The sequence below is a fragment of the Amycolatopsis sp. NPDC004378 genome, from assembly GCF_053602455.1.
This window is the reverse complement of record NZ_JBSGDR010000015.1, coordinates 1-16190: the sequence shown is the minus strand read 5'-3', so window position 1 is coordinate 16190 and position 16190 is coordinate 1. Positions and strand designations below refer to the sequence as shown.

Here is a 16190-nt window from a genome sequence, read left to right as displayed (position 1 = left end):
TCAGGCGAAATGGACCGAGTTGACGTCGGGCACGGCGAGGCTGCCCGCGACGGCGCCGGGCAGGCCGGTGGCCGGGTCGCGGGGCAGCCAGGTGACGGTGCCGGACCGCTGGTTGGAGACGTAGAACCAGTTTTCGCCGGGGTCGAGGGCGACGTGCCGCGGCCAGTTGCCGCCACTGGACACAGTGGACACCAGCTGCAGCCGGTCGCCGGCGACGGAGAACGTCGCCAGGGTGTTGGGGCCGCGGACGGTGGCGTAGGCGAACTTCCCGTCCTTGGACAGGGTGATCTCGCCGGGGAACAGATCCCCGGTGCTGCCCGGCGGCACCGCCGGGACGACGGAAAGCGCCTTCAGCCTCCCGGCGGCCGCGTCCCAGCTCGCGACCGTCACCTCCGGCCGCAGTTCCTGCAGGATGTAGGCGAACGACCCGGTCTTGTCGAACGCGAGGTGCCGCGGCCCGGCACCGGCGGGCAGCTTCAGCTGCTGGTGCAGCGAAAGCTTCCCGGTGCCGACGTCGAGGGAGTAGACGTACACCGAGTCGGCGCCGAGGTCGACCGACAGCACCCAGCGGCCGGTCGGGTCGTTGACGACCTGGTGGGCGTGGGCCTGCCCGGAATCGGCGTGGTGCGTCACCAGGTCCGTGGCCGCGCCGAGCTTGCCGCCGGCCTGGATCGGCAGCACGACGACGCTGCCCGAACTGTAGTTCGCGGCCAGCACGTACTTCTGGCTCGAGTGCACGCTCAGGTGCGTCGGCGCGCCGCCTTTCGACGTCACCTTGTTGAGCGGCTTCGGGTTCGCCGCGTCGGCGATGTTCAGCGCCGAGACGAACCCGTTCGGGTCGCCTTCGTTGGTCACGTAAAGGGTTTTGCCGTCCGCGCTCCGGTCGAACCACGACGTGTCCGTGATCCCCGGCACCGTGCGCACGGGGTTCAGCGTGGCACCCGAGCGGCTGGAGACGTCGAGGCCGTGGCCGCTCGCCCCGCTGGTGTAACTGCCGATGTACACGGTTCCTCCGGCGATGCAGCCCTTCGAGGTGGTGGCCGCGGACGCGAGCTGCGGGCCGAAAACGGTGGCAGCGCTCGCGCCCGCGGCGGCGCCGAGGAACGTGCGACGGGAAAGTCCGGTCATCATTGTCTCCCAGTGCTTTCGAGGGCGGCGGAGTTCGGGTCGGCGGCTCACCCCAGTATGGTCTAGACCACGGCCATGAGCAATGCCGAAACCCCGAAACCGGACAGGGAAAGCACGGTTTCCAGCGCCGTCCAGGACTTCAGCGTCTGCAGGACGCTCATGTTGAAGTACCGCGAAACGATCCAGAAGCCACCGTCGTTGACGTGCGAGGCGATGATCGACCCGGCGGAGATCGCCATCACCAGCAAGGCCAGCTGCACCTGGGAATACCCGAGCTGCGCCACGGTCGGCGCGATGATCCCGCTCGTCGTCACGATGGCGACGGTCGCCGAGCCCTGCGCGATGCGCATGCCGCAACTGATGACGTACGCGGCGAGCAGCACCGGCAGCCCGGCGTCGTGCAGCGAGTCGGCCACGGCCTTGCCGATGCCGGTCGCGGAAAGCACCGCGCCGAAGAACGCGCCCGCGCCGACGACCAGCAGGATCATCGCCACCGGCCGCAGCGACTTCGCGGCCAGCTCGTTGAGGTCCTTGCCGGTGAACCCGCGGCGCAGGCCGAGCAGCCACGACGCGAGCAGCACCGCGATGGTGAGCGCGACGGCCGGCGTCCCGATGAACGCGGCGACGCCCGAGAGCGTGGAGTTCTTGGGCAGCCAGATGCTGCCGAACGTCCCGGCGAGGATGAGCACCAGCGGCACCGCGATGATCGAGCCGACCAGCGCCAGCGACGGCACGTCCGCTTCCTGTTCGCCCTCTTCCTCGGCGACGATCATGTCCTCGGGCACGGCGATGTCGATGCGCTTGCCGATCCAGGTCGCGTACAGTACGCCGCCGATGAGGAACGCGGGGACACCGCAGGCGAGGCCCATCAGGATGATCCAGCCGAGCTCGACGTGCAGCAGCCCGGCCGCGGCCACCGGACCCGGGTGCGGCGGCAGGAACGCGTGCGTGATCGACAGGCCCGCGATCAGGGGCATGGCGTAGAGCACCAGCGACCGGCCACCCTGGCGCGCCGCGACGTAGACCAGCGGTGCGAGCACGAAGATGCCGATGTCGAAGAACACCGGGATGCCGAAGATGAACCCGGCGATGCCCATCGCCAGCGGCGCCCGCTTCTCCCCGAACGCCTTCAGCAGCGCACCGGTCAGGACTTTCGCGCCACCCGAGCGTTCCAGGATCGACCCGAGCAACGTGCCGAGCCCGATGATCGCCGTGATGTGCCCGAGAATGCTGCCGAAGCCCTTTTCCAGCAACGAATCCGACGACTTCTGCGCGGTCCCGACGATCGTCCCGACCGGCAGGCCCGCGGCCAGCGCGGTGAGCAGGCCGACGACGATCAGCGCGATGAACGGCTCGACCTTGAGCTTGACGATCAACAGCAGCAGGACGGCGATCGAGACGGCGGCGAGCGTGAGCAGACCGCCCGTGGTGTGTTGCAGCCAGTGGATCATCGGGCTCTCCCGGGGTTGCGCAGGGACCGGCCGGCGAGGGCGCCGGTGGGACGGCCGTCGTCGAGCGCGGCGACGCCGTTGACGAAGACGTGGCTGATGCCCGCGGCGGGCTGCCGCGGATCGTCGAAGGTGGCGGTGTCGGCGACCCGGTCCGGGTCGAACAGCACCAGGTCGGCGGCGTACCCGGCGCGGACCAGGCCGCGGTCGGTCAGCCGCAGCCGCCGTGCGGCCCGCCCGGTGAGGTGGGCGACGCACTCGGTGAGGTCCAGCACGCCCAGTTCGCGGACGTACCGGGCGAGGTAGCGGGGGAACGTGCCCCAGGCGCGCGGGTGCGGCCGGGCGCCGACGAGCAGGCCGTCGCTGCCGCCGGTGTGCGTCCGGTGGCGCATGATCGCCTGGACGTTCTCCTCGTGCCCGACGTGCATCAGGCAGGACGTGCCGAGCTTTTCGTCGAGGAGGGTGTCGAAGTACAGCGTGGCCGGTTCGGTACCCGCGGCGCGTGCCGACGCGGCCACGCTGTGCCCGACGAGGTGGGTGTTGTGCTCGTTGCGGACGCCGTTGATTTCGATGGCGTCCCAGTCGATCGGGACGCCGTGGGCGCCGTCCGAACCGGACTCCTCGATCGCTTCGCGGATCCGCTCGCGTTCGTCCACATCGGACAACCGGGCGAGGGTGGCGTCGAGGCCGCCTTCGGAGGCCCAGCTCGGCAGGAGCGCCGAGAGGTAGGTCGCGCCCGGCAGGTACGGGTAGGTGTCGAGGCTGACGTCGCAGCCGTCGTCGAGCGCGTCGTCCAGCAGCTTCAGCAGGTCGGGCGCTTTCCCCTTGTTCACCGAGAAGTTCATCGTCGCGTGCGCCAGGTGCAGCGGGCAGCCCGAGCGCCTGCTGACGTCGATCATCTCCGCAAACGCTTCCAGCGCACCCTTGCCGTAGCTGCGGTGGTGCGGGCTGTAGAACCCGCCGCCCTCGCCGACCACCCGGCACAGCTCGACCAGCTCACTCGTGCCGGCGTACATCCCGGGCGTGTAGGTGAGCCCGGACGACATCCCCATCGCGCCCTCGGCCAGGCCGGTCGCGACGAGTTCCTTCATCCGCGTCAGCTCGGCGTCCGTGGCCGGGCGGTCGTCGAAGCCGACGGCCAGCATCCGGACCGTGCCCTGCGGCACCAGGTAGGCCGCGTTGACGGCAACACCCCGGTCCAGGCGGTCGAGGTACTCGCCGACCGAGCGCCAGTTCCAGTCGAACCCGGCCGGGTCGTCGTTCCAGCCCGCGAGCTGCTGCCGCAGGGCCTCGAGAACGGTGTCGTCGACCGGCGCGTACGACAGGCCGTCCTGACCGAGCACCTCGGTCGTGACGCCCTGGGTGATCTTGGCCGCGTGGTCCGGGTTGGCCAGCAGCTGCAGGTCGGAGTGCGAGTGCATGTCGATGAACCCGGGCGCGAGCACCAGGCCGTCGGCGTCGATCGTGCGTCGTCCGGTGAGCGAGCCGACCTCGGCGATCTTGCCGTCGCTGATCCCGACGTCGTGGCGGGCGAGTGGTTCGCCGGTGCCGTCGGCGACCAGCGCGTTCTTAACGACGACGTCCATCAGAACCACGTCCGGACCAGGTCGACGACGGTTTCGCCGTCGGCCGCGGTCACCGGCAGCAGCGGCCACTTGTCGAACACCGTGCACGGGTGCGACAGACCGAGCCGGATCCAGTCGCCGACCTCGACCGGCGACCCGGCGGGCAGGGTCAGGAACGCGTGCTGGTCGTTCATCTTCGCGACGACGTGGTCCTTCAGCGGCTCGGCGGGGCCGTTCGGCGTGCGCCGCAGCTGCGGCTCGGGCATGCCTTCGTCGAAGGACGCGTCACGCTTGCCGATCGTCAGCAGCGCGAGCTCGTCCGACGGCTTCGACGTCACCTGCGCCCAGGCGTGCAGGGCGGGCCGGAACGACGCGACGCCGTCGATGCGCGGGTGGTCGCCGAGCGGGGAGATCTCGCGGTAGAAGCCGTCGTCGTGGGTGACGTACGCGCCGCTGCGCAGCACCGGCAGCACGTCGAGCCCGGCCGGCCACGGCTTGGTCAGCTCGTTCGCGACCTGGTCGAAGTAGGCGCTTCCCCCGGCCGTGACGATGATCTGGCCGTCGAGGAGTCCCTTGTCCGCGAACGTGATCGCGAGGTCGCGCAGACCGTCCACATAGGAGCTGATCTTCGCGAGCGCGGCTTCGTCGGTGTCGTGCGAGAGCGCGCCCTCGTAACCGCCGGTGCCGCGCAGCCGCAGCACCGGGCTGGCGTGCACCGCCTCGGCGACGGCCAGCGCGGTCTCGGTGTCGCGGACGCCGGTGCGGCCGCCGTCGGCACCCAGTTCGAGGAGGACGTCGACCGGGCGCTGGGACCCGGCGAGGGCCTCGGTCATCAGCTCGACGCCGCGGACCGAGTCGACCCAGCAGACGAACTCGAAGTCCGGGTCCGCGGCCAGTTCGGCGGCCAGCCACCGCAGGCCCGACGGGTCGAGGAGCTGGTTGGCCAGCAGGATCCGGGAGACGCCGAACGCGCGGTAGATCCGGAGGTGACCGGCGTTCGCGCAGGTCACGCCCCACGCGCCGTGCTCGATCTGGCGGGCGAACAGCTGCGGCGCCATGGTCGTCTTGCCGTGCGGGGCGAGCACGACGCCGCGGGTGGCGCACCAGGCGGCCATCGTCCGCAGGTTGTGCTCGAGCGCTTCCTCGTCGAGGACCACGAAGGGCCCGAAGAACCCGTCCGTGAACAGGTTGAGCCGGCGATCCGCGGCTTCGGCGAGGGTGAGCCCGCTCAGCGCGGGGGCGGCCGAGCGGAAGCGCCAGTCGATCCGCTCCTGGCGGAGGGCGTCGAGCGCGGCGGGGTCCATCTGGCAAGGGTTCATCGGCGGCGACCTCGGTTGCGTATGTTGCAACGACTGTTGCGCATTTTGAGTGCAATAGGTGTAGCATCCGGGTCGCCACAGGTCAACGGGGTGACGGACGGGGGAGACGGAAAGTGACGAGCGGGCCCGAGGTGCTCTGTGTCGGCGAGACGATGGCGCTGTTCGTGCCCGCCGAACCCGGCCCGCCGGACGAGGTCAAGCGGTGGCTGCGCACGATCGGCGGCGCCGAATCGAACGTGGCCAGTCACCTGCCCGCGCTCGGCGTGCCGAGTGGCTGGGTGAGCGCGGTCGGCGACGACCCGTTCGGCCGCGCGGTGCTCCGCGAGATCGCCTCCCACGGCGTCGACGTCAGCGCGTGCTACACCGACCCGGCGCGCCCGACCGGGCTCTACATCAAGGAAAGCGGCGCCGGCGGCAGCCCGGTCCGCTACTACCGCGCCGGCTCGGCGGCGTCCGGCATGGGCCCCGCCCTGCTGGACCGGCTGACCCTCGACGGCGTCCGCGTGCTGCACCTGTCCGGGATCACGCCCGCGCTGTCGGACAGCTGCCTCGCGTTGGTGCGCGCGCTGCTGGAGATGCCCCGCGGTGACCGGCTGATCTCCTTCGACGTCAACCTGCGCCCCGCGCTCTGGGCGGGGCGCGACCCGCGCCTGCTGGCCGAACTGGCCGCGCGGGCGGACATCGTCCTGACCGGCGACGACGAAGCCCAGCACGTCTGGGGGACCGGCGACCCCGCCGAGCTGCGGGCGCTGCTGCCCGAGCCGCGCATGCTGGTGGTCAAGCACGGTGAACGCGGCGCGACGCTGGTCGAAGGCGAGCCGCTGTTCGCGCCCGCGCTGCGCGTCGACGTCGTCGAGCCGGTCGGCGCCGGGGACGCGTTCGCCGCGGGCTTCCTCGCCGCGACGCTGCGCGGCGCGTCACCGCTCGAACGCCTGCGCCGGGGCCACCTCCAGGCCGCGGCGACCCTGCTGACCCACGACGACGTCGGGGTGCCGCTGCCGCGCCCGATCGTGGATACCCTGCTGAAGGCCGGCCCGGACGAGTGGCGTTCCGCGCGGCTGACCGGGGAAGGGGTGCTCACGTGAGCCAGAGCCTGGACCGGGCCTTGACCCTGCTGAACTCGATCGCGAAGGACGCGCGCACGCTCGACGACCTCGCCGACGAGATCGGCGTGCACAAGTCGACGGTGCTGCGCCTGCTGCGCACCCTCGAGCAGCACCACTTCGTCCGCCGCGAGGGCACGCGGTACTACCGGCTCGGCAGCGCGATGTTCGACCTGGCCAACCAGGCGCTCGACTCGATCGACGTCCGGCGCAGCGCCCAGCCCGCGCTCGCCGCGCTCAACGCCCGCACCGGGCACACCGTGCACCTGGCCAGCTACGACGACGGCGAAGTCGTCTACATCGACAAGTACGAAGGCCGCCACTCGGTCCGGATGTACTCGCGCGTCGGCAAGCGCGCGCCGCTGCACTGCACGGCGGTCGGCAAGGTGCTCGTCGCGGCGATGCCGGCGGCGCGGCGTGAGGAGATCGCGCGGTCGATCCAGTACCCGGCGCTGACGCCGAACACGATCACCTCCGCCGAGGCGTACCTCGCCGAGCTGGACCTGGTCGCCCAGCGCGGGTACGCCGTCGACAACGCCGAGCACGAGGACTTCATCCACTGCGTCGCGGCGCCGGTCCGCGGCGCGGACGGCGAAGTCCTGGCCGCCGCGTCGATGTCGGTGCCGAAGGTGCTGCTCGACTACGAAGGACTGCTGGCGCTGGTGCCCGACCTGCGGGCCGCGACCACGGAAGCTTCCGTCCACAGCGGATGGACGGAGAACGGAAAGGGGCACTGATGAGCAAGACGGCAGTTTCCACCGAGAACGCGCCGAAGCCGCCGGCGAAGTTCTCGCAGGCCGTCCGCAAGGGAAACCTGCTGCAGGTGGCCGGCCAGGTCGCGTTCGACCCGGCCACGAACGCGATCGTCGGCGACGACGTCGCCGGCCAGACCCGGCAGACGTTCAAGAACATCGAAGCCGTGCTGGCGGAGGCGGGCTCGAGCCTGGCCGACGCGATCATGGTGCGGGTGTACCTGACCGACACGGCGCACTTCGCGCCGTTCAACGAGGTCTACGACGAGCTGATCGGCGACGCGCCGCACGCCGCCCGCACGACCGTCTACGTCGGCCTGCCGGGCGAGCTGCTCGTCGAGATCGACGTGCTCTGCGTGCTGGACTGAGGTCTTGCCCCGGGGCCGCGGCCCCGGGGCGCTCAGCCGAGCACGCTCGTGTAGCCGTTCAGCGCGGGCTGCCCGCCGAGGTGGGCGTAGAGGACGTTCGAGCCGCTGTCGATCTCGCCGTTCTTGACGAGGTCGATGAGTCCCGCCATCGACTTGCCCTCGTACACCGGGTCGGTGATCATCCCCTCCAGCCGTGCGCACGTCTCGATGGCGTCCACAGTGGACTTGTCGGGGATGCCGTAGGTCCCGGCGTGGTAGCGGTCGTCCAGCTCGACCTCCGGGATCTCCCCGGCGCCGATCAGCTCGGCGGTGGTGCGCGCGATGCGCGTGACCTGCGCGCGGGTTTCGTCCGGCTTGGCGGAAGCGTCGATGCCGAGGATCCGCCGGTTCTTGTGCCCGGCCACCCCGGCGACCATCCCGCCCTGGGTGCTGCCGGTGACCGAGCAGACGATCACGGTGTCGAAGAAGACGCCGAGCTGCTCTTCCTGTTCTTCCAGTTCGACGATCCAGTTCGCGAAGCCGAGCCCGCCGAGCCGGTGGTCCGACGCGCCGGCCGGGATGGCGTACGGCTTCCCGCCGTCGGCTTCGATCTCCGCGACGGCGTCTTCCCAGGCCTGCTTGAACCCGATGCCGAAACTGGCTTCGACGAGCCGGACGTCCGCGCCGAGGATCCGCGACAGCTGGATGTTGCCGACCTTGTCGTAGAGCGGGTCGTGCCAGTCGACCCAGCTTTCCTGCACCAGCACGGCCTTCAGCCCGGCCCGCGCCGCGGCGGCCGCGACCTGCCGGGTGTGGTTGGACTGGACGCCGCCGATGGAGACGAGCGTGTCGGCCTTCCGTGCGAGCGCGTCGGCGACGAGGTACTCGAGCTTGCGCGTCTTGTTGCCGCCGAACGCGAGGCCGGAGTTGACGTCTTCGCGCTTGGCCCAGATCTTCGCGCCGCCGAGGTGCTCGGTGAGGCGGTCCAGCGGGTGCACCGGCGACGGGCCGAACAGCAGGGGATAGCGCGGGAAGTCGGCGAGGGTCATCGGTCCTCCAGGAGGTCGGTCCAGATGGTCGAGATCACGGAGACGGCGGTTTCGGTGTCGCGGGCTTCGAGGGCGTCGATGAGCCGGGTGTGGCGCGCCACCGAGTTCCAGGCGAGCGTCGAGCTGAAGCGCGCGTGCTCCAGCCGGCGCAGCAGGGGCGTGTAGCGGTCGAGGGTGGCGGCGACGGCGGCGTTGCCGGCCAGCCGGACGGGGATGTCGTGCAGCTCGTCGTCGGCTTTGACGGCGGCCTCGATGTCGCGGGCCTCGATGGCCTTCGCGAACCGGTCGTTGGCGGCTCGCATGGCGGCGACGTCGGCCGCCCGGATCTTCGCGGCGGCCTGCCGCACGGCGAACTCGTGCAGCACCCGGACGATCTCCCGCGCGTCGACGACGTCGGGCGACATCACCTCGGAGACCCGGGTGTAGCTCTGCGGCTTCGACTCGACGAGCCCGTCGTCGGTGAGCCGCCGCAGCGCCTCCCGCACCGGGGCCTTCGAGAGGCCGAGCTGCTCGGCGAGGTCGCCGTCGCGCAGCGGAGCGCCGGGTGGCAGCGACCCGTCGACGATGGCGTGCCGGATGCGGTCGTACGCCTCATCGCGCAGCAATGGCCTGGTGACCTTCGAGAGACTCACATCTAACATGTTAGATGCCAGAGGTGAACTGCGGAAGACCTGAATCCGGCGGCGGTGCTCCGGCTGTGGCTGTCGTGGGTGGTCAGCGCGGTCAAAATCGCCCTGACCACCCACGACGAGGTGCGGCAGACTCAGTAAACGGGGCCGGTGTACTTTTCCCCGGGGCCCTGGCCCGGCTCGTCCGGCACGGCTGAAGCCTCCCGGAAGGCCTTCTGGAGCGACTGCAGGCCGTCCCGCAACGGCCCGGCGTGCAGGCCCAGGTATTCCGCGGAGGCCGTCACGAGACCCGCCAGCGCGGTGATCAGGCGGCGGGCTTCGTCGAGGTCGCGGTGCGGGGACGTCGCCGGGTCGGCGTCGGCGAGACCGAGCCGTTCGGCGCCGGCCGACAGCAGCATCACCGCCGCGCGGCTGATCACCTCCACGCTGGGGATGTCCTCGAGGTGGCGGGGATCGGGGGAATACGGGGGCTGTTCGGAGGGTTGATCTGACACGTCTGGTACCCTTCCACGAGCGACCAGCTCCCGAGCGATCGGGGGCGGCAAGTGGAGCCCCGCTCCCACCCGCGTCACCCTCAAGGTGGCCGGGTCCGGTCTCGCCCGGACGCCAGTCCAGGGTGAAGTGTCCAGCCTCCGGGCCGGGCACGATCGGAAACAGAGTGGGCCCCGCGCACCGAACCGGTGTCGGGGCCTTCGCTATGTGGGCACCAGGTCGAAACGAGAAGAACAGCCCTCGGACCAAGGAGGCCCCATCAGCTCCGAGACACGCATCAACGAACGCATCCGGGTGCCGGAGGTCCGGCTCGTCGGACCGAACGGCGAACAGGTCGGCATCGTCCGGATCGAGGATGCGCTGCGGTTGGCTCAGGAGCAGGATCTCGACCTCGTCGAGGTCGCTCCCCAGGCGCGCCCGCCCGTGGCCCGGCTCATGGACTTCGGCAAGTTCAAGTACGAATCTGCCCAGAAGGCCCGCGAGTCCCGCCGCAACCAGCAGCTCACGGTCATCAAGGAACAGAAGCTGCGTCCGAAGATCGACCAGCACGACTACGAGACCAAGAAGGGTCACGTGTCGCGGTTCCTGGCGGCCGGCAACAAGGTCAAGGTCACGATCATGTTCCGTGGTCGCGAGCAGTCCCGGCCGGAGCTCGGTTTCCGGCTGCTGCAGAAGCTCGCCGACGACGTGACCGAGCTGGGCTTCGTCGAGTCGTCGCCCAAGCAGGACGGTCGCAACATGATCATGGTGCTGGCCCCGCACAAAAAGGTGAAGCCGAAGGCGAAGGCCGAGCAGGCCCCCGAGGCGTAAGCGCCGACCAGCACATGTCAGCGGCTCACCGGGTTTCCGGTGAGCCGCCGCGAAAGAGGACACCAAATGCCGAAGATGAAGACCCACAGCGGGACGTCGAAGCGAGTCCGCGTCACGGGCACGGGCAAGCTGCGCCGCCAGAAGGCCGGCCGCCGCCACCTGATGGAGAAGAAGTCCAGCCGCCTCACCCGCCGTCTCGAGGGCACCACCGAGCTGGCGAAGACCGAGGTCGGCCGCGTCAAGCGCCTCCTCGGCCGCTGACCCCGCAGAACTTGCAGTAACCACCCGGGGCGTTCCCCCTCGCCCCCCGATATCGACAGGATGGACCCGTGGCACGCGTCAAGCGGGCGGTCAACGCCCAGAAGAAGCGTCGCGCAACTCTCGAACTGGCCAGCGGCTACCGCGGCCAGCGTTCGCGGCTGTACCGCAAGGCCAAGGAGCAGACGCTTCACTCGCTCAACTACGCCTACCGGGACCGCCGTGCCCGCAAGGGTGACTTCCGCCAGCTGTGGATCACCCGCATCAACGCGGCCGCCCGCGCCAACGGCGTGACCTACAACCGGTTCATCCAGGGCATCAAGGCCGCGGGTGTCGAGGTCGACCGCAAGATCCTCGCGGACCTCGCCGTCAACGACGCCGCCGCCTTCACCGCGCTGGCCGAGCTCGCCAAGGCCAACGTGAACACCGGCGAAAAGAAGTCGGCCTGACCGGCAGTTCTCCCCGGCCCGGGGCGGATCCGTTCACCGAGCGGACCCCCCGGGTCGTTGCTGCGCGCAAGCTGACGCGGCGCGCGGACCGCGACAAGACCGGCCGGTTCCTCGCCGAAGGGGCCAACGCCGTCGAGGCCGCGCTGGCGAACGGCACCGTGCACGAGCTGTTCGTCACCGGGCGCGCCGCCGCGCAGCACGCGGAACTGGTGGACGCGGCCCGCGCGGCCGGCGTCCCGATCTCGCCGATCACCGACCGCGCGGCGAGCGGGCTGAGTGAAACCGTGACGCCGCAGGGCATCGTGGCCGTCTGCGCGCTGCTGGACCGTCCCCTCGAACTCGCCGTGGCACCGGGTGCCCGGCTCGTGGTCGTCCTGGTGGACGTCGCCGACCCCGGCAACGCGGGCACCGTGATCCGCGTCGCGGACGCGGCCGGCGCCGACGCCGTCGTCCTGGCGGGCGACACCGTCGACCCGCACAACGGCAAGTGTGTCCGCGCGGCCGCCGGCAGCCTCTTCCACCTGCCGATCGCCCGGGTCCGGGACGTCCCGGTCGCGCTGGACGCCTGTTCGGCGGCCGGCCTGCGCACGTTTGCCGCCCACGGCTACGCCGACGCCGAACTCGATCGGGTGGATCTCACCGAGCCGACCGCGTGGGTGTTCGGCAACGAGGCCCACGGCCTTCCCGCCGACGTCCTCGACCGCACGGACCTCGCCGTCCGGATCCCGCTGTACGGCAAGGCCGAAAGCCTCAACCTCGCCACGGCCGCGGCCGTCTGCGTGTACACGAGCGCGATGGCGGCGCGGCGCTGACCGGGCGGGCCCGCGCCCGCCCGCCGCGACCGCGCTGACCGTGCATCGGCACGGCCCGGGGCGAGCGGGGGCGCGCCGACCCGATCCCATAGACTTTTCTCGCCTTTGACCTTTCGCGCGCCGCGTGTCCGGCGGCGCGCGCACGACCAGTCCCAGCGGACGCCGAGGAGTTATGTCCGGAGCCAAGGAGAAGGAAGCCCAGGGCGCGGTGCTGGCCCCCGAGACGCTGCAGGAGGCGGTCAAGGCCGCCGAAGCCGCGTTCGCCGCCGCGACCGGGCTCGAAGCGCTGGCCGAGGTCAAGCCGGCTCATCTCGGCGACCACTCGCCGCTGATGCTGGCCCGCCGCGAGATCGGTGCCCTGCCCAAGCAGGAGAAGGCCGAGGCGGGCAAGCGCGTCAACGAGGCCCGCCAGGCGATCCAGTCGGCCTTCGACACCCGCCGCGCCGAGCTCCAGGTGGAGCGCGACGAGCGCGTGCTGCGCGAAGAGGCGGTCGACGTCACGCTGCCGTGGGACCGCGTCGCGCGCGGTGCCCGGCACCCGATCAGCACCCTCTCCGAGCGCGTCGCGGACGCGTTCGTCGCGATGGGCTACGAGGTCGCCGAGGGCCCGGAGCTCGAAGCCGAGTGGTTCAACTTCGACGCGCTGAACTTCGGCAAGGACCACCCGGCCCGCCAGCTGCAGGACACCTTCTACGTCGGCGAGGAGGACTCCGGCCTGGTGCTGCGGACGCACACCTCGCCGGTGCAGGCCCGCACGCTGCTGCACCGCGACCTGCCGGTGTACGTCGTCTGCCCGGGCCGCACGTACCGGACCGACGAGCTGGACTCGACGCACACCCCGGTGTTCACCCAGGTCGAAGGCCTCGCGGTGGACAAGGGCATCACCATGGCGCACCTCAAGGGCACCTTGGACGCCTTCGCCCGCGCGATGTTCGGCGAGAACTCCAAGACCCGCCTGCGCCCGCACTTCTTCCCGTTCACCGAGCCGTCCGCCGAGGTGGACGTCTGGTTCGAGGAGAAGAAGGGCGGCCCCGGCTGGGTCGAGTGGGGTGGCTGCGGCATGGTCAACCCGAACGTGCTGCGCGCCTGCGGCGTCGACCCCGACGTGTACTCGGGCTTCGCCTTCGGCATGGGCATCGAGCGCACCCTGCAGTTCCGCAACGGGATCCCGGACATGCGCGACATGGTGGAGGGCGACGTCCGCTTCACCCTTCCCTTCGGAACGGAGGCGTAGTGCGAGTCCCCGTCAGCTGGCTGACCGAGCACCTCGACATCGGCGAGGAGGTCACGCCGCAGGACCTGGCCGACGCCTTCGTGCGCATCGGCATCGAGGTCGACGACCTGAGCGAGCTCGGGCCGGTCACCGGTCCGCTGGTCGTCGGCCGGGTGGCCGAGATCGAGGAGCTCACCGAGTTCAAGAAGCCGATCCGGTTCTGCCGCGTCGACGTCGGCGAGGAAGCCGAAGAACCCGTCGTCGAGGAAGACGACGAAGACGAGGACGACGACGAAACCGGCGAGTTCGACGAGGGCCCGCACGGCATCAAGACCCGCGGCATCGTCTGCGGCGCGCGCAACTTCGCCGAGGGCGACCTGGTCGTCGTCGCGCTGCCCGGCGCGGTCCTGCCCGGCGACTTCACGATCGCGTCCCGCAAGACCTACGGCCGCGTCAGCGACGGCATGATCTGCTCGGCCCGCGAGCTCGGCCTCGGCGACGACCACGCCGGCATCCTCGTGCTGCCCTCCGGCACCGCGAGCCCCGGCGACGACGCCCGCGAGCTGCTCGGCCTCGACGACTCGGTGATCGAGCTGGCGCCGACCCCGGACCGCGGCTACGCCCTGTCCGTCCGCGGCCTCGCGCGCGAGCTGTCGAACGCGCTGGACGTCGCCTTCGGCGACCCGGCGATGCTGGAGGTCCCGGCGGCCGAGGGCGACGCGTGGCCGGTCCACGTCGAGGACCCCGAAGGCTGCCCGCGGTTCGTGCTGCGCCGGGTTACCGGCCTGGACGCGACCGCGCCGACCCCGTGGTGGATGCGGCGGCGGCTGATGCTGGCCGGCATCCGCTCGATCTCGCTGGCCGTCGACGTCACCAACTACGTGATGCTCGAGCTCGGGCACCCGCTGCACGCGTTCGCCACCAAGGCCATCCAGGGTGACCTGGTGGTGCGCCGGGCGAAGCCGGGCGAGAAGCTGACCACGCTGGACGACGTCGAGCGCACGCTCGACCCGGACGACGTGATCATCGCCGACGACAGCGGGGTCATCTCGCTCGCCGGCACGATGGGCGGTGCGAGCACCGAGATCACGGCGGAGAGCACCGACGTCCTGCTCGAGGCGGCGCACTGGAACCCGGCCGCGATCAGCCGCACCGCCCGGCGGCACAAGCTGTTCTCCGAGGCCGCCAAGCGGTTCGAGCGGTTCACCGACCCGCAGCTGTGCCCGGCGGCCGTCGAGCTGGCCGCCCGGCTGCTGCGCCAGTACGGCGACGCCGCCATCCAGCCCGGCCGCACCGACGAGGGCACGGTCGAACCGAACCCGCCCGTCGTGATGCCGATCAACCTGCCGGACCGGATCGCGGGCGTGAACTACCAGCGCGGCGTGACCGTCCGCCGGCTCACCCAGATCGGCTGCAAGGTCTCGGTCGGCACGGGTGACGACGGCACCGGCCTGGTCACCGCGATCCCGCCGAGCTGGCGCGGCGACCTCAAGCAGCCCGCGGACCTCGTCGAAGAGGTGCTGCGGCTGGAGGGCTACGACAGCATCCCGTCGACACTGCCCGCCGCCCCGGCCGGCCGTGGCCTGACCGACACCCAGCGCCGCAGCCGCAGCGTGGCACGGGCCCTGGCGGAGGCCGGGTACGTCGAGGTGCGCCCGTTCCCGTTCGTCGGCGACGCGGTGTGGGACGCCTTCGGCCTGCCGGAGGACGACGTCCGCCGCAACGCGGTCGTGGTCCGCAACCCGCTGGAGGCCGACCGCAACCGGCTGGCGACGACGCTGCTGCCGGGCCTGCTGGACACGCTGCAGCGCAACGTGTCGCGCGGGATGAAGGACGTCTCGCTGTTCCACATCGGCCAGGTCGTGCTGCCCGCGCCGAACCCGCTGAAGGTGCCCGACCTCGGCGTCGACCACCGCCCGACCGACGAGGAGCTCGCGCTGCTCGAAGCGGCCGTGCCGCAGCAGCCGCTGCACGTCGCGGTGGTGCTGGGCGGCCAGCTGCGCCGCGCCGGCTGGTGGGGCCAGGGCGAGCCGGCGAACTGGGCGGACGCGGTGCAGGCGGCCCGGACGGTCGCCGCGGCCGCCGGCATCGAGCTGACGGTGCAGGCCGCGGACCTCCCGCCGTGGCACCCGGGCCGCTGCGCCCGGCTGCAGGTCGGCGACTGGCCGGTCGGCCACGCCGGCGAGCTGCACCCCAAGGTGGTCGAGGCCCTCGGCCTGCCGCCGCGGACGGTCGCGATGGAGCTGGACCTGGACGCGATCCCGCTGCCGGACTCCCGCCCGGCGCCGAGCGTCTCGAGCTACCCGCCGGTGCTGCTCGACGTCGCCCTGGTCGCGGCTTCGGAAGTGCCGTCGGCCGACCTGGCCGCGGTGCTGCGCGAAGGCGCGGGCGAGCTGCTGGAAGACATCACGCTGTTCGACGTGTACACGGGCGAGCAGGTCGGCGAGGGCAAGCGGTCCCTGGCGTACAAGCTGCGCTTCCGCGCCGCGGACCGCACACTGACGGTCGACGAGGCCACCAAGGCCCGCGACGCGGCAGTGGCGGCGGCAGGCGAGCGCTTCGACGCAACCCTGCGCGCCTGACCACAGGACGCGACAAGGCCGAGGAGGGGCCGGCACCCCGGCCCCTCCCACCCGCGTCGACCTTCTAATCACGCGTGATGCCCTGCCAATCACGCGTGTCGCCTCCCTGATCACGCGTGATGCCCTGCCAATCACACGTGTGGAGTTGCCCCGTGGGGCCGGACACCTTGATTCCAGACAGTGGTCTGGAGGGAGGATGTCCTGGTGTCTCGCAGGTCGAAGTATCCGGAGCAG

General features: G+C 71.3%; 16 protein-coding genes. 9 read left to right on the top strand and 7 right to left on the bottom strand.

Annotated elements, in window-relative coordinates:
* The 4 genes from ACWEN0_RS33895 to ACWEN0_RS33880 all read right to left on the bottom strand — a co-directional run bounded on the left by ACWEN0_RS33895 (position 1) and on the right by ACWEN0_RS33880 (position 5460).
* Positions 1 to 1128: a lactonase family protein gene (locus ACWEN0_RS33895; RefSeq protein ID WP_451982986.1), complete on the bottom strand. Its 1128-nt coding sequence runs from the start codon at positions 1126 to 1128 to the stop codon at positions 1 to 3.
* Positions 1129 to 1190: 62 nt separating this feature from the next.
* The gene (locus ACWEN0_RS33890) at positions 1191 to 2579 is read right to left on the bottom strand and encodes a GntP family permease (RefSeq protein ID WP_451982983.1); all 1389 of its coding nucleotides are present in this window, start codon (positions 2577 to 2579) and stop codon (positions 1191 to 1193) included.
* Positions 2576 to 4162, bottom strand: a complete 1587-nt coding sequence (locus ACWEN0_RS33885) for an N-acyl-D-amino-acid deacylase family protein (protein WP_451982980.1) — start codon at positions 4160 to 4162, stop codon at positions 2576 to 2578. Before ACWEN0_RS33885 ends, ACWEN0_RS33890 begins: the two co-directional genes overlap by 4 nt.
* A complete protein-coding gene (locus tag ACWEN0_RS33880) occupies positions 4162 to 5460 on the bottom strand; it encodes an amino acid deaminase (protein ID WP_451982977.1) in 1299 nt (432 codons plus the stop codon). Before ACWEN0_RS33880 ends, ACWEN0_RS33885 begins: the two co-directional genes overlap by 1 nt.
* A gap of 113 nt (positions 5461 to 5573) precedes the next feature.
* On the opposite strand from ACWEN0_RS33880, the gene ACWEN0_RS33875 reads away from it, so the two are divergent.
* Genes ACWEN0_RS33875 through ACWEN0_RS33865 form a run of 3 tightly spaced genes read left to right on the top strand, consistent with a single transcriptional unit; the run spans position 5574 to position 7683 of the window.
* Positions 5574 to 6545: a sugar kinase gene (locus ACWEN0_RS33875; protein WP_451982974.1), complete on the top strand. Its 972-nt coding sequence runs from the start codon at positions 5574 to 5576 to the stop codon at positions 6543 to 6545.
* Positions 6542 to 7300 (top strand): IclR family transcriptional regulator, encoded by a 759-nt coding sequence (locus tag ACWEN0_RS33870; protein ID WP_451982972.1) that lies wholly within the window; start codon positions 6542 to 6544, stop codon positions 7298 to 7300. Before ACWEN0_RS33875 ends, ACWEN0_RS33870 begins: the two co-directional genes overlap by 4 nt.
* Positions 7300 to 7683: a RidA family protein gene (locus ACWEN0_RS33865; protein ID WP_451982969.1), complete on the top strand. Its 384-nt coding sequence runs from the start codon at positions 7300 to 7302 to the stop codon at positions 7681 to 7683. Before ACWEN0_RS33870 ends, ACWEN0_RS33865 begins: the two co-directional genes overlap by 1 nt.
* 32 nt (positions 7684 to 7715) lie before the next feature.
* On the opposite strand, the gene ACWEN0_RS33860 is transcribed toward ACWEN0_RS33865, so the two are convergent.
* The 3 genes from ACWEN0_RS33860 to ACWEN0_RS33850 all read right to left on the bottom strand — a co-directional run bounded on the left by ACWEN0_RS33860 (position 7716) and on the right by ACWEN0_RS33850 (position 9834).
* The gene (locus tag ACWEN0_RS33860; RefSeq protein WP_451982966.1) at positions 7716 to 8711 is read right to left on the bottom strand and encodes a 1-aminocyclopropane-1-carboxylate deaminase; all 996 of its coding nucleotides are present in this window, start codon (positions 8709 to 8711) and stop codon (positions 7716 to 7718) included.
* Positions 8708 to 9352, bottom strand: coding sequence for a GntR family transcriptional regulator (locus tag ACWEN0_RS33855; protein ID WP_451982963.1), 645 nt, complete (start codon positions 9350 to 9352; stop codon positions 8708 to 8710). Before ACWEN0_RS33855 ends, ACWEN0_RS33860 begins: the two co-directional genes overlap by 4 nt.
* Before the next feature lie 122 nt (positions 9353 to 9474).
* Positions 9475 to 9834, bottom strand: a complete 360-nt coding sequence (locus tag ACWEN0_RS33850; RefSeq protein WP_451982960.1) for a DUF1844 domain-containing protein — start codon at positions 9832 to 9834, stop codon at positions 9475 to 9477.
* A 205-nt stretch (positions 9835 to 10039) separates the two neighbouring features.
* On the opposite strand from ACWEN0_RS33850, the gene infC reads away from it, so the two are divergent.
* The 6 genes from infC (at position 10040) to pheT (ending at position 15956) form a co-directional block, all read left to right on the top strand.
* Positions 10040 to 10642, top strand: a complete 603-nt coding sequence (gene infC, locus ACWEN0_RS33845; protein ID WP_451983515.1) for a translation initiation factor IF-3 — start codon at positions 10040 to 10042, stop codon at positions 10640 to 10642.
* Positions 10643 to 10708: 66 nt separating this feature from the next.
* Positions 10709 to 10903: a 50S ribosomal protein L35 gene (gene rpmI, locus ACWEN0_RS33840; protein ID WP_072480095.1), complete on the top strand. Its 195-nt coding sequence runs from the start codon at positions 10709 to 10711 to the stop codon at positions 10901 to 10903.
* Positions 10904 to 10971: 68 nt separating this feature from the next.
* The gene (rplT, locus tag ACWEN0_RS33835; protein WP_072480094.1) at positions 10972 to 11349 is read left to right on the top strand and encodes a 50S ribosomal protein L20; all 378 of its coding nucleotides are present in this window, start codon (positions 10972 to 10974) and stop codon (positions 11347 to 11349) included.
* Positions 11346 to 12161 (top strand): TrmH family RNA methyltransferase, encoded by an 816-nt coding sequence (locus ACWEN0_RS33830; protein ID WP_451983513.1) that lies wholly within the window; start codon positions 11346 to 11348, stop codon positions 12159 to 12161. Before rplT ends, ACWEN0_RS33830 begins: the two co-directional genes overlap by 4 nt.
* Positions 12162 to 12333: 172 nt before the next feature.
* Positions 12334 to 13395 (top strand): phenylalanine--tRNA ligase subunit alpha, encoded by a 1062-nt coding sequence (gene pheS / locus ACWEN0_RS33825; RefSeq protein WP_451982957.1) that lies wholly within the window; start codon positions 12334 to 12336, stop codon positions 13393 to 13395.
* Entirely contained in the window at positions 13395 to 15956 is a 2562-nt protein-coding gene (pheT, locus tag ACWEN0_RS33820) for a phenylalanine--tRNA ligase subunit beta (RefSeq protein WP_451982955.1), read from the top strand. Before pheS ends, pheT begins: the two co-directional genes overlap by 1 nt.
* Positions 15957 to 16190 lie beyond the last annotated feature (234 nt).

Bases quoted from the DNA above. Each gene is read 5' to 3' on its own strand.
- ACWEN0_RS33860 (WP_451982966.1), bottom strand. From the start codon at position 8,711: ATGACCCTCGCCGACTTCCCGCGCTATCCCCTGCTGTTCGGCCCGTCG.
- ACWEN0_RS33865 (WP_451982969.1), top strand. From the start codon at position 7,300: ATGAGCAAGACGGCAGTTTCCACCGAGAACGCGCCGAAGCCGCCGGCG.
- ACWEN0_RS33895 (WP_451982986.1), bottom strand. From the start codon at position 1,128: ATGACCGGACTTTCCCGTCGCACGTTCCTCGGCGCCGCCGCGGGCGCG.
- ACWEN0_RS33855 (WP_451982963.1), bottom strand. From the start codon at position 9,352: ATGTTAGATGTGAGTCTCTCGAAGGTCACCAGGCCATTGCTGCGCGAT.
- ACWEN0_RS33880 (WP_451982977.1), bottom strand. From the start codon at position 5,460: ATGAACCCTTGCCAGATGGACCCCGCCGCGCTCGACGCCCTCCGCCAG.
- ACWEN0_RS33885 (WP_451982980.1), bottom strand. From the start codon at position 4,162: ATGGACGTCGTCGTTAAGAACGCGCTGGTCGCCGACGGCACCGGCGAA.
- rpmI (WP_072480095.1), top strand. From the start codon at position 10,709: ATGCCGAAGATGAAGACCCACAGCGGGACGTCGAAGCGAGTCCGCGTC.
- pheS (WP_451982957.1), top strand. From the start codon at position 12,334: ATGTCCGGAGCCAAGGAGAAGGAAGCCCAGGGCGCGGTGCTGGCCCCC.
- ACWEN0_RS33890 (WP_451982983.1), bottom strand. From the start codon at position 2,579: ATGATCCACTGGCTGCAACACACCACGGGCGGTCTGCTCACGCTCGCC.